Source organism: Mucilaginibacter rubeus (assembly GCF_014643835.1).
Taxonomy (GTDB): Bacteria; Bacteroidota; Bacteroidia; order Sphingobacteriales; family Sphingobacteriaceae; genus Mucilaginibacter; species Mucilaginibacter rubeus.
Genome location: NZ_BMKD01000008.1, coordinates 227176 through 240461 on the forward strand (window position 1 = coordinate 227176; position 13286 = coordinate 240461).

Consider the following 13286-nt stretch of genomic DNA (forward strand, 5'->3'; position numbering starts at 1 on the left):
TTTAAGCCCTCCCTGCTGGGGAGGGTTGGGTGGGGTTATCTCGCAATCCCTGCCGAATTAAACTGCAAATCATACAATTTGCGGTAGTGACCGTTCTCAATTTTAAGCAACTCCTGGTGGGTACCCATTTCCATGATCTCGCCATGGTCAAGTACAATGATCCTGTCGGCATTTTGAATGGTGGAAAGCCTGTGGGCTATCACTATGGCCGTACGGCCTTCCATTAATTTATTGATGGCATTCTGGATCAGGATCTCGGTTTCTGTATCAACAGATGACGTAGCTTCGTCCAAGACCAGGATTGCGGGATTATAAACCAGTGCCCTGATAAACGAGATTAGTTGCGATTGCCCGGCCGAAAGTGTTGAGCCGCGTTCCATCACATTATAATCGTAGCCACCGGGCAGGCGTTCGATAAAATCATGCGCGCCAACATCTTTGGCTGCAGCTATGATCTGCTCGCGGGTGATATTGGGATTATTGAGGCTGACATTATTGGCAATGGTATCGCTGAACAAAAACACATCCTGTATCACAGTTGCTATCTGCGAACGCAGGTAGTTTACGTCATAATCATGGATATCGTGCCCATCAACCCTTACACAGCCTTTGCCAATTTCATAAAAACGGTTCAGGATATTAATGGTTGATGATTTACCTGCGCCGGTTGCGCCTACCAAAGCCAGGGTTTCGCCGGGCTTGATATGGAAGCTGATGTTTTTCAGCACCCAGTTTTCATCATTATAGGCAAACCATACTTTATCAAAGCTGATATCGCCCTGCAGCCTGCCTGTTGTAAGTGTGCCTTTATTTTCGGCCACCTCGTCGGTATCCAATACTTTAAAAATCCTGTCGGCACCTACCATACCCATTTGTAGGGTGTTAAATTTATCGGCCAGCTGGCGGATAGGCCTGAACAACATATTCAGCAATACAATAAAGCTGGTGATCAATCCTGGAGTAATACCCTTACCTGAAGCAGAGATAGTTAACATTTGACTATCAGACAGCATCCTTTTGCAGCCATACCAAACCAGCAAGCCCATACATATGGCAAACAGGATTTCAACCACCGGAAAAAATATCGAGTAATACCAATTTGAGCGGATGTTAGCATCACGGTACTTTTCATTCACGGCTTTAAACTTGCGCATCTCCTGGTCTTCACGGGCAAAGATCTGGATCACGCTGATACCTGAAATATGTTCGGCCAAGAAAGTATTGAGCCGTGCCACCTGCGTACGCACCTCCTGGAATGAGGACTTAATAGCCTCCTTAAACACATAGGTTGAAGCAAACAGGAAAGGCATCGGAATGAGCGTAATCAGGGCCAGTTTCCAGTCTTGCCAAAGCATATAGCCTATCACAGCAACCACCAACAGCATATCACCCATGATAGAGATCAACCCTTCCGAAAAAATATCGGCAATAGTTTCCAGGTCGGACACCGTACGGGTAATAAGCATACCGATAGGCGTACGGTCGAAGTATTTTAATCTTAAACTGGTAATGTGGTTAAAAATATCGATCCTCAAATCGCGGATCACATATTGGCCCAGCGCATTGGTTAAATAAGTTTGGTAGTACTGCGCAATAGTTTGAATGAGAAGCTGTGCTATCATGAGCTCAACCATAAAAACCAACCCATTATAATCATCGTTCAAAATATTAACATCCAATGTACGTTGGATCAGGATTGGCTGCAGCAAAGCATTGGCTGCTATAAAAATGGTGAGGAAAGTAGCTATAACAAAGGTTTTATTATACGGCTTAACGTAATGCATTACCCGGCCCAGTAGCTTCCAGTCGAGGGCCTTTCCGGTTACGACCCCTGAAGGGGGGGCTGCTTGCTTGGTTGCTCCCTCATTTGCTGAGGAGAGAGTTTCCTGTTTATTATCTTTTTCTTCTTTAGCCACTATATCAAAGTTAAAGTATAATTATCTATCGTCAAATCTCATCCACATTATCCACCATTGTTCCCCCTTCAGGGGGTTAGGGGGCTAATGGAGTGACCAGTTGGTAAGGATATTTAACTTCCGTCAAATACAACCCGCAAGCCGGTACGCTGGTGCCGGCATTGGAGCGGTTTTTACTTTCAATAATTTCACGGATACCTTCCGGTTGCATTTCTTCCCGGCCAATCATCATCAAGGTACCCACAATGGCCCGTACCATGTTACGCAAAAATCTGTCGGCAGTGATGTGGAAAACAATGCCGTTTTCGGTTTTCACCCATTCGGCACGGGTAATTTTGCAGTTATTGGTTTTTACCTGGGTGTTTGATTTGCTAAAACAACTAAAATCGATGTACTCCATCATAATAGCCGCGGCCTGGTTCATCAAATTAATATCAGGCACATCGCGCAATTGCCAGGAAGCCCCTTGCAAAAAAGGGTCTTTATTAAAGTGAACATGATACTGATACGAGCGCGATGTGGCATCAAAACGGGCATGCGCATCGGCATGTACCGGGATAATATTTTTTATAGCGATATCAGGTGGGAGCAGGGCGTTGAGGCCCCTCACCACCTGTTCATGGTTAATAGTTGATGGTTCATGGCCGTCAGCTTTGCCATGATCTATGAACGATGAACTATTACCTTCAATATCAAAATGCGCAAAAAACTCCTTTGCATGTACGCCTGTATCTGTGCGGCCGCAGCCGGTTGTTTCTATGGGCTGCCGTAAAATTGTGCTTAGTGCCTTGTTCAGCAATTCCTGAACACTTACGGCATTTTGCTGTATTTGCCAGCCGTGATAGGCGGTGCCGTTGTAGGCCAGTTCAATAAAATAACGCTGGTTGTTGCTCACGACGGCAAAGTTAATAATCTGCCGCCTATGCCGGGTTCATAATTTGGTCATAGTATTATGCGGGTTCGGTTATATAGGCCTTATAGATAGCCTCAAACGCCAGTTTATTTTTAACAGCCAGATTAAAAGGCTTATTGATAAAGGAATTGCTATAGCCAATGGTTTTTGCCAGGTTACGCAAAACATCAAAATAGGTTATTTCAATCCCTTCGATGATCTGCACATAAAATACAATGAACACATCACGCTCCATGGCAGTTTTCCCGGTTTTAATTGCCGATATATAAGCTTCAAGCGTCATGGCTTTTATGCCAAGTACCGTCGTTTTTGATGGCGTTTCATTAATGGCGCTGTAAATAGAATCGAGATGGGTAAGCTGCTTTTGGGTAGCTTCATAACATTCCTGTACAGCCTCCTTTAAATAAGCTAAGGATGCAAGCTCTTTTATCTCTTCAAAAAAATCAATCAGATGTTTTTTACCAAAATAAATACTGTTCAGGTGCTCAAGGAAAATCCTTTTTAAATGGACGTTCTCAAATTTAACATCTTCGGGGTTTTGTTCACTAATGCGGGGCATTTGACAATTGTTTAAATACAAATAAATATACATTAAATAATTATCATTCAAAGCAAGCGATATCGCTATTAAATTAGTGCTTCTCCAATAAGCAAAACATTTATATTTGCCTTTATAATTTTTAATATCATGCTGCAACGCATCCAAAGCATTTACCTTTTGTTCGCCAGCCTTGTGCTGTTCGCCCTTTTCTTTTTTCCGCTTGCCCACAACGTCTATGTTAATGATAAACCATCCAGCATTATGGTTACCGGTATTTACCAGGATGTGAACGGCGTACAGCAACATACCCAAACATTTGTGGCACTCGCCGCTATAACAGCTATTGTTGCCCTCATTCCCCTGGTCATCATTTTTCTATATAAAAACCGAAAACAGCAAATAGCCTTCTGCTACAGCGCTATACTGGTACTTATTGGCTACAGTTTCTGGATGGCACAAACTGTTAAAGGCGCAGCAGGCAGCATTACCCTTGACACACGCACGATGGGTATTGGCCTGTTCCTTACTTCATTAAGCATCATACTGATCATCTTCGCACAAAAAAGCATAAAAAAAGATGAGAAGCTGGTAAAATCGGCCGACAGGTTGAGGTAACCCCGGTTAGCGTTAAGTCGACAGTACTAAGTCGGAAGTTAAAAGTCTGGTTTTTCTTTTTCATACCTGGAGCTTGTGGCTGAAGCCTTAAGTCCCTTTTTTGCAATACTGGTGTAAAAACCAGGTAATGGATTGATGATTTTCATGCTTACTAAAGCCCCTTATTATCAAAAATCGGGCTTTAAAAACCGGAGAAAAAAGTAATCCTTGTTATGAAATTATTAATTAACTGGTTTTTTTTCAGTCAATTAGTGGCTTATTCTCAATAATACTACCAAACTTCATTTTATCTCAACCCGCCTATTGGAATTATAAAACATTAACACTATCTTTGCGCCCGATTTGACGATGTTGTCAAATTCGTTATTTAAATTCATGAACAACCCATTTATTGAACTGGGAATCCGTCATGATATTGTTAATGCCATCTCTGAGTTAGGATTTGAGAATCCTACACCAATCCAGGAGCAGTCAATCCCGGTATTGTTAACAGGCAGCAACGATTTTGTCGGATTAGCCCAAACCGGGACCGGAAAAACTGCTGCCTTTGGCCTACCATTATTGGAACTGCTTGATTTCGAAGAAAATCATCCACAGGCACTTGTTTTATGCCCAACACGCGAACTTTGTTTACAAATCGCGAACGACATTAAGAACTACTCCAAAAAAATGAGCAACGTACACGTTGTTGCTGTTTATGGCGGAGCAAGCATTATGGATCAGTTACGTCAGATCAAACGCGGCGTACAGATCGTAGTTGCTACACCAGGGCGTATGCTTGATATCATTAACCGTAAGGCTATTGATTTTTCGGCTGTGAAGTATGTAGTATTGGATGAGGCTGATGAAATGCTCAATATGGGCTTTCAGGAAGACATTGATAGTATCTTATCTACCACACCCGAAGAGAAAAAAACCTGGCTATTCTCGGCCACCATGCCTGCCGAAGTTAGGCGGATCGCGAAAAAATACATGACCGATCCTTTCGAGCTTACCATGGGCGCAAAAAACACCGGCAATGCCAACATCGAGCATGAGTACTATATAGTACGTGCACGTGACAAGTATGCCGCGTTTAAACGTATTGTTGACTTTAATCCTGATATTTTTGGTATCGTATTTTGCCGTACCAAAATTGAAACCCAGGAAATTGCTGAATCGCTGATCAAAGACGGCTACAATGCCGATTCATTGCACGGTGACCTTTCACAGCAACAACGCGATAAAGTGATGAAACGCTACCGTGAGCGCAGCCTGCAATTATTAATTGCTACTGACGTTGCCGCACGTGGTATCGACGTTAACGACGTAACTCACGTTATTAACTATTCATTACCCGACGAGATTGAAAACTACACTCACCGTAGCGGCCGTACAGCCCGTGCAGGTAAAACCGGTGTATCAATCTCTATCGTTAACGCCAAAGAATTAGGCAAAATTCGCCAGATTGAGCGTGTTATTGGTAAAAAATTCGTGAAAGCTGAGATCCCTACAGGTTTTGATGTTTGCGAAAAACAATTATTCTCTATCGTTCACAAAGTACATAACGTAACTGTTAACGAAGAGCAGATTGAGCAATACCTGCCGCGCATTTATGACGAGTTTAAAGATTTCACCAAGGAAGATTTCATCAAACGATTTGCTTCAATTGAATTTAACCGTTTCCTTGATTATTACAAAAACGCTCCTGACCTGAATGCCAGCGTTGAAGAAGGCCGTAACAGGTTCGAAGAACGCGGCGAACGCGGCAATGGTGTACGTGGCAACTTTACCCGTTTATTTATAAACTTAGGTTCGGTTGATGAATTTAACCGCGGCGATTTGTTAGGTTACATCTGTAACACTACCAAAATAAGCGGCCGTACCGTAGGTAAAATCGATGTTAAAGGTGTGTACTCTTTCTTTGAAGTACAAAACGAAGATGTTGATAAAGTGATGGCCAGCTTTAAAGAAGCCGAATATAAAGGTCGTCCGGTAAGGATCGAGATCTCAGGCGAAGGCACCAGCGAACGTCGTGAAGGCGGATATCGTGGTGGTGACCGCAGAGAAGGCGGATACCGTGGCGGAGATCGCCGTGAAGGTGGCTACCGTGGTGGTGACCGTCGTGAAGGCGGATACCGTAGTAACGAACGCCGCGAACACAGTGGTGGTTTCCGCGACTTTTCAGGCAAACCCCGTGAAGATCGTCCTGAGCGCAGAAGGAGATTTTAATCATCCATCATAAAAAAACCACCATGTGCAAAGCATGTGGTGGTTTTCATGAGCTTCCTTTAGTAAGAAGCATTAGTTTTAGTTTAGTTTTGTTAACAAAGCCTTTTTACCGCTGCATACGGGAACAAAGGCTTTTGTTTTATATATAAGCCCGCCTTTTCTGGTTATAAGCAAACTTCAACCTATCCATAAAACTTATGAGCTTTAGGCATTCAGCTTTCCGCTTACATTAACGGCTAAATTCAACAATATCCGAATCCGGATAACAAAGCGTTAGCTTACTGTCGGTAAGTTCCTTAATAAAAAACTTGGTATAAGGCCTGCTCCCCTGGTAGGAGGTGTAAATGGTATCATTTTTTACAAAATAATCCTCTTTGCTTGCCTGCCCGTCGTCCATAATAAAATCTTTATCCGTTATTGAAAGCTTGGTAGCACCATCCTTGGATTTCCAGTTACCTTCCAGCTTTTTATTGGCAGCCGGCGGCTCAGAACAAGCGTATATCAATAACATGCCTGCAACTGCAGCAAATATGGGAGCAAACTTTTTCATGACGGATCAGGATTTTTTAGAACGGCTTACGCCTTTGTTGAATTTAATTATTGGGTAGGTTTATCAATCAGTTCAGATTTTTTCAGATAAACCCGGTGACCTTTTTTATTCACATAAAAATAATGCGAATATTTATCAATGTAAATGGTTTCGCCATTAGGGCCAGCCTTGCCGGCATATTTCTTATCAGCTACCGTAGCTGCGCCTTTAGCCGCAATCTCGGATGTTTTATGGCCTATTTTTTTTGTGGTTTTGCTGATCTTCCCACCGAGGGTTGAATCCTTATGCGTTTGGGCAAAGCCCGGGCTAACCATAAATGTACCGGCAGCAAACAGGGCTATTTTAAACAGATTTTTCATATTGACAGTAATTAAGTTTCTTTAATAAAATCAACTCAATTTCTCGGCCAAATTTCTCATTTCTACTACAGGTGAGCGTTTTTGATATAAAATAGCATAAACAGCTTCGCATATAGGGATGCTCACGCCGTATTGCTTATTAACCTCGTGTAGGCAATTTACTGCATAGTACCCCTCGGCAATCATGTTCATTTCCAGTTGGGCCGATGTTACTGTATATCCCTTGCCTATCATGTTACCAAAGGTGCGGTTACGGCTAAATTGCGAATAAGCAGTAACCAGCAAATCGCCCAGGTAAGCCGATTCTTTAATATCCCTGTCGATAGGATGTACAGCGGCTACAAAACGCTCCAATTCGCGAATAGCGTTTGATATCAGCACCGCCTGGAAATTATCTCCATAGCCCACACCATGGCAAATACCACTGGCAATTGCGTATACATTCTTCAAAACAGCCCCGTATTCTGTACCATAGATATCATCAGAAATGTTTGTTTTGATATACCGGGTATTGATCATGCCCGCAAACTGCGAGGCAAGTCTTGTATCTCCGGAAGCTATAGTTAAATATGATAATTTTTCGAGCGCCACTTCCTCGGCATGGCACGGACCGCTGATCACCATAAAATCATCAAACGATATATCGTATTTTTGATGGAGGAATTCGGCAATTATCAGGTTTTCATCGGGCACGATACCTTTTATAGCCGATACTATCTTTTTACCTTTCAGATCGGCAGTGGTAATGTCTTTTAGTGCGTCTTTCAAAAAAGCAGCCGGTACATTAAGCAACACAATGTCAGCAGCCGCTATGAGTGGTTTCAGATCGGTAGATATATTTTGTTCGGGAAGTTTGATCTCCACCGAACTCAGGTAATGCGGATTACGCGCAAACTTTTTCAAATGTTCCACAGCTTCGGCGTTACGCATCCACCAAAAAATTTCTTTTGGGGTGGTGTTGTCGATAAGCATTTTGATATTAGCCGTAGCCCAGCTCCCCCCGCCAACAACTGTGATCTTGTTTAATTTTTTATCCATCAATAAATAATAGAAATATCGCTGCCTGGTTTTAATCGGCCAAGCAAATTAATGAAATATTATGCAGATTGGCGAATGAGAGAAAAAGTGGGCCGAATTACTTTTCTGAACCTTTTTTGCAAGACAATAACCTGGCTCCGGGCCGATGCTACCGTTTTTCTTTTCTAAGTTAAGGCGTTTAAGATAGCTTGCATGCTCCCGGGTTTCTTTTATCGGGATGGTCGGTTAAAGAATCACAGAGGAGCGCAGGATGCTATTAGTTGTTAAGCATCAATTTAAAAACACCTCATCCAAAAACACCCAGCCCGGTTTGCCTTTGGCCGGATGCCATGCCGGCACGCTTTTAAGCGGTTGGGCAACCAGTTTGATGCAGGATATCTTTTGTTCGGATTTTAACTTACATTCCAATGGGATCAAAGCAAACGGATCGGATTTTTTTGGTGCCCCTGTTTTAAGTGTGCTCAACAGCTTGAGATGGTTTTGATCGGTGCCTCCCCAAACCTCAACTCCGGCGGGCAAAAAGATCTGGGAACCTGTATTGCGCATTACATTGAGGCCAACCGAATGCAGATCAATTGGTTTATTAAACCACATGATCACCGTCAGATCCTTTTGCGATGCAACCCATTTTCCGTTGCCAAAATTGTCGCCGCCTAATTCTTTATCGATAATTGTTTTAGCGCCATCGCCTTTGTATTTGTCGTCAGGATATTTGACAAAGCTGATGCTATCAGGCGTATAGGCACATTTATAAACATTGAATTGCACGGTATCGCTGCCAATCCATCCCGCTTTAAACGCCCTTGTCCTGATCGCAGTACTTCGGGTAAGTATAATTCCCGGTTTGTAAGATGCAGCCTTGATACTATCAGGCACCGAACCATCAGTAGTGTACCGAATATCCGCACCTTTTATAGGGTTGCTAAGTAGTAAAGCATAACTCTGCTTAAATATAACTGCCGTATTTTTTAACTGCGGACTGGTGAGCTTAAGCGCCTTACCATCATCCTTAAAGCCGGTTAACAGGCTCAGTTTGGGGTTTTGTTTTTGAAGCGATTGCAGATCGGCCGGGTTCAGGCCGCTATTCCATACCGCCAGTTCATTGAGGCTTTTTATAGCGACGAGCTGTTTTACATCGGCTATATTAAGTTTAACACCCGTTAGTGAAATACTTTTGAGGTATTTTAAACCTGCTAATTCCTTTAAACCTTTGCCCGTAACATCGCTGAAGTTAAGGTTTAGCCTGCGAAGGTTTTCAAATTTGGCGATGGTTTTCAGGTCGGCGTCCTTTACGGGCATCTTGTTCAGATCGAGCGATACCACCTGTTTTTTTATAGAACTTAACTCCTCCAGCACTTTTACATTATAGGTGCTTTTATTGTAAATATTAACCGCCAGCGCCGGCGACTCGCTGGCCAGCGGATAAACCACCCGGTAGTTGTTGTTCAGCTTTTGAATTTCCTTTTCGTTAGCTGCCGAAAAGTCATAAACCTCTTCTTCGCTTTCTGCGGGTTTTAAGTGGGTGGCGGCTATCATCCGTAATGAATCGTTAGCTGGCAGGTCGATCACTTTTTTGCCGAAGCGTGCCTTGCTTTTTACCCACAGGTAAAGCAGCATTTTTTCATCATCGGTAAGCTGCGTTTTGCCGGTAGGTGGCATGTGTTTCTTTTCGGTTTCGGGCAGGTGCACGCGCTGCAGTAACAAGCTCATGGCCGGGTCGCCAGCGATGAATAGTTTGCCGTTTTTACCGCCTTTCATGATTGCCGCCGAATCAGTGAGCATTAAGCCGCCTTTCATTTTATCGGCATTATGGCAGCTTTGGCATTTTACCTCAAATATGGGGCGGATCACATCGTTATAAACCAGCGCCTGGTCTATCGGTACAGCGTTCTTGCTTTTATCCATCACCGGGCCCAAAACAAAATCCTGCCCGTGGGTAAGGTTGCCGCCAAGGTGCCCGGCAACAATCAAACAAAAAACAGTTATCACGGCTCCGGCTTTAGCCAGCGTTACGGTATATTTTGATGTATGGCGAATGAGATATACACCATAGCCGGCAAAGGCCACGCTTACGCCAAACCATTTATGCCATTGTAAGGTATCACCTTCGTATCCCGGTTCTCTTGAAAGGAACAAGCCCATGATCACCGTTATTGATGACAGTAATGCACCCAGCAGCAGCAGGTAACTTGTAAAGGTTTGATACAGTTTTTCGTTAATAAACTCGGCCCGATAACGGAAAAACTCCATCACCATGGCCAGCATCAGTATCACGATGGGGAAATGCAGAATGAGTGGGTGCATACGGCCAACCGGTTGCAGCCAGCGGGGCACAACCAGGCTATCGCCGGCTATAAGCAGCACTACAATAAAAATATTAAGGGCAAATAATGTCCCTTCCGCAAAACCTTTGTGGCTGCTTTTCATATACGCCGGGCTATATGTGTATTAATTAAACCCTTGTGAATTTATAAGGATATACTTTGCCTGATGCCCATTGGGCTACGTACAAATTCTCGTCGTTATCCACACAAACATCATGTGGGTTCAGGAAAATCTTTTCGGCCTGGGCCATTGGTTGCAGTACGCCGTCGGTATACACTGGTTCGGTACCGCCAAGGTTGGATACTACTTTGTTGTTTTTATCTAATATGGTAGTAAAGCCGGTATTCTCCTTGCTCAGGTCGGGCGAGCGAAGTACGGCAGCATACAAATGATCGCCCTTAATTACCGGGCGGCAAACGCAGGCTCCCGGAAGCTTGATCACTTCCTGTAGTTTGCCATCCATGCTGAAGCGCTTAAAGCAGTTACGGGTACGATCGGTGACCAGTAATGTCGGTGTATCATATCGCCTGTCAATCACGATACCGTGCGCATTATCCAGGTGTTCGTCCCCCTCGCCTTTACCACCGAAGAAGCCTTTCAGTTTGCCATCTTTATCATAATGGGTAACGTATTGCGCACCGTAGCCATCGGCAATAAAAATATCGCCATTGCTGTCGATAGTAGTTTCGGTGGGAACAAATTCTTCGGATTTTTTGTAAACGCCGGTTTCGAGCGGCACATTAATGGTCATTAAAATACGACCATCAAGCGTGGTTTTATAAACCTGGTGTTTTACGGTATCGGTTATGAACAGTACTTCGGTGCCGTTTTCATTAAACAGGGTGAGGCCATGTGCGCCGGGAAAATCATGCCCCCAGGTACTTAGCAGCTTGCCCGATTTATTATAAATGAGTACATTGTTCTTAGTCTCGTTAGTGAGCAGTAAAATGCGGCCTTTTGAATCCTGTACCATCTCATGGCAATCATTCACCGGGTTCTTCTGCGAATCGGCTTTGCTCCAGTTTTTATCCATGCGATAGCGCATATTACCATGACCGTAAATTGGCCCGTCATCTTTTGCTAACATGTCTTTAGCTATAAAAAAGCCTGCTGATAAAACTGAAGTGTGCTTGATAAATTCTCTTCTTTCCATGCCGTTGATTTTTATGATTGCGTTGATTTCACTGATTATTTCTTTTGATTACACCGATTTTTTGAATCCTTGTTCATCCCGTCATTGCGAGGAACGAAGAAATCGCGAACTTTACAGGGGCGGACTTGCATAGCCCCTCGGCCTCCGTGCGATTGCTTCGTACCTCGCAATGACATAGTTGAATGGGGAGGGTTTAGGTGGGGTTTACGCTATGATCCCCTTCACCACATTCCCCGCTACATCCGTTAACCTATATCTTCTGCCCTGGCTTTTATAAGTTAGTTTTTTATGGTCGATACCTAATTGATTTAGGATGGTGGCATGGAAATCATGCACGTGCACCGGATCTTTTACGATGTTGTAGCCAAACTCATCTGTTTCGCCGTAAACGATGCCCGGCTTAATACCACCGCCGGCCATCCAGATGCTGAAACAGCGGGGATGATGGTCGCGACCATAATTGGCTTTTTCCAGTTTACCCTGGCTGTAATTGGTTCGTCCGAATTCCCCGCCCCAGATTACCAGTGTTTCATCCAACAGACCACGTTGTTTCAAATCAGTAACCAGTGCTGCGGATGCCTGGTCGACATCTTTAGCTTGCCCGGCCATTTCCTGCGGTAGGTTGCTGTGCTGGTCCCAGCCCTGGTGGTAAAGCTGCACAAAGCGTACGCCGTTTTCAGAAAGTTTGCGGGCCAGTAGGCAGTTAGCCGCATAAGTGCCGGGAATAAGACACTCCGGCCCGTACATCTTCACAATATCGTCCGACTCCTTACTTACGTCCATAATTTCGGGTACGGCGGTTTGCATGCGGTAGGCCATTTCATATTGCTGTACCTTGGTATTTATTTCCGGGTCGCCGAACTCTTTGTAGTTCATGTCATTGAGCTCGGCCAGTTTATCCAGCATTTTACGGCGCTCGTGACGGTTCAGTCCTTCAGGATCATTCAGGTACAGGATTGGGTCTTCGCCGCTGCTGAACTGTACACCCTGGTGAATGGAATCTAAAAAGCCATTGCTCCACAGTTTGGAGTAAACACCCTGCCCGTTTCCCTTGCCTTTAGATAACAATACGGTGAAAGCCGGCAGGTTTTTGTTTTCGCTGCCGAGGCCGTAGCTTACCCACGAGCCCATGCTTGGGCGGTTACCCTGCTGTGCCCCTGTCTGGAAAAAAGTTAGCGCCGGGTCATGGTTGATGGCATCGGTATTAAGCGATTTAATAATGCAGATATCATCGGCAATTTTGCCTATGTGCGGAAACATATCGCTGATCCAGGCGCGCGACTCGCCGTACTGCTTAAAATCATAAAACGAACCCACCAGCGGAAATGAAGCCTGCTTGGCCGTCATGCCGGTAAGGATCTGGTTGCCGCGTACCGATGCCGGCAGTTCCTGCCCCATCATTTCACGCAGCTTGGGCTTGTAATCAAACGACTCCAGTTGTGAGGGCGCTCCATCCTGGAAAAGGTAGATTACCCGCTTGGCCTTTGGCGCAAAGTTGGGGATGCCGGGGATAAAATCAGCCTCGGCTTCATCGCCCTTGCCGCTAAACAGATCAGGAATGAGCAATGAACCCAATGCCACGCTGCCAATGCCCAGACTGAGCCTGGAAAGAAACCTGCGCCGGTTGATGTTAAGCCTGTTTTCTAAAAAATATTTTTCCATGTG

At 44.4% G+C, this 13286-nt stretch carries 11 protein-coding genes; 2 read left to right on the top strand and 9 right to left on the bottom strand.

Annotation, left to right across the window (positions count from 1 at the left end; genetic code table 11):
• Positions 1-35: 35 nt before the first annotated feature.
• From IEX80_RS23335 to IEX80_RS23345, 3 genes are all read right to left on the bottom strand, one after another.
• Entirely contained in the window at positions 36-1784 is a 1749-nt protein-coding gene (locus IEX80_RS23335; RefSeq protein WP_188834377.1) for an ABC transporter ATP-binding protein, read from the bottom strand.
• Between the two features lie 208 nt (positions 1785-1992).
• On the bottom strand, positions 1993-2811 hold the full coding sequence (gene truA, locus IEX80_RS23340) for a tRNA pseudouridine(38-40) synthase TruA (protein WP_090530727.1): 819 nt from the start codon (positions 2809-2811) through the stop codon (positions 1993-1995).
• Positions 2812-2866: 55 nt separating this feature from the next.
• Positions 2867-3388 carry a DUF892 family protein gene (locus IEX80_RS23345; RefSeq protein ID WP_167516312.1) on the bottom strand — a complete coding sequence of 174 codons (522 nt, stop codon included), beginning with the start codon at positions 3386-3388 and terminating at the stop codon, positions 2867-2869.
• Positions 3389-3517: 129 nt separating this feature from the next.
• Here IEX80_RS23345 and IEX80_RS23350 point away from each other — a divergent pair, with 129 nt between their 5' ends.
• Together IEX80_RS23350 and IEX80_RS23355 are read left to right on the top strand one after the other, a co-directional pair.
• Positions 3518-3985 carry a DUF4293 domain-containing protein gene (locus IEX80_RS23350; RefSeq protein ID WP_090530720.1) on the top strand — a complete coding sequence of 156 codons (468 nt, stop codon included), beginning with the start codon at positions 3518-3520 and terminating at the stop codon, positions 3983-3985.
• 375 nt (positions 3986-4360) lie between these two features.
• Positions 4361-6196 (top strand): DEAD/DEAH box helicase, encoded by a 1836-nt coding sequence (locus IEX80_RS23355; RefSeq protein WP_188834323.1) that lies wholly within the window; start codon positions 4361-4363, stop codon positions 6194-6196.
• 229 nt (positions 6197-6425) lie between these two features.
• On the opposite strand, the gene IEX80_RS23360 is transcribed toward IEX80_RS23355, so the two are convergent.
• The 6 genes from IEX80_RS23360 to IEX80_RS23385 form a co-directional block, all read right to left on the bottom strand.
• Entirely contained in the window at positions 6426-6746 is a 321-nt protein-coding gene (locus tag IEX80_RS23360; protein WP_188834324.1) for a hypothetical protein, read from the bottom strand.
• A gap of 47 nt (positions 6747-6793) precedes the next feature.
• Complete coding sequence (locus IEX80_RS23365; protein ID WP_188834325.1) at positions 6794-7105, bottom strand: hypothetical protein; 312 nt, start codon at positions 7103-7105, stop codon at positions 6794-6796.
• Positions 7106-7135: 30 nt separating this feature from the next.
• Positions 7136-8143, bottom strand: coding sequence for an NAD(P)H-dependent glycerol-3-phosphate dehydrogenase (locus IEX80_RS23370; RefSeq protein ID WP_188834326.1), 1008 nt, complete (start codon positions 8141-8143; stop codon positions 7136-7138).
• Positions 8144-8413: 270 nt separating this feature from the next.
• Positions 8414-10570, bottom strand: a complete 2157-nt coding sequence (locus tag IEX80_RS23375) for a c-type cytochrome domain-containing protein (RefSeq protein WP_188834327.1) — start codon at positions 10568-10570, stop codon at positions 8414-8416.
• A 25-nt stretch (positions 10571-10595) separates the two neighbouring features.
• The gene (locus IEX80_RS23380) at positions 10596-11621 is read right to left on the bottom strand and encodes an NHL repeat-containing protein (RefSeq protein WP_188834328.1); all 1026 of its coding nucleotides are present in this window, start codon (positions 11619-11621) and stop codon (positions 10596-10598) included.
• A 204-nt stretch (positions 11622-11825) separates the two neighbouring features.
• On the bottom strand, positions 11826-13283 hold the full coding sequence (locus tag IEX80_RS23385; RefSeq protein ID WP_090530702.1) for a DUF1501 domain-containing protein: 1458 nt from the start codon (positions 13281-13283) through the stop codon (positions 11826-11828).
• Positions 13284-13286 lie beyond the last annotated feature (3 nt).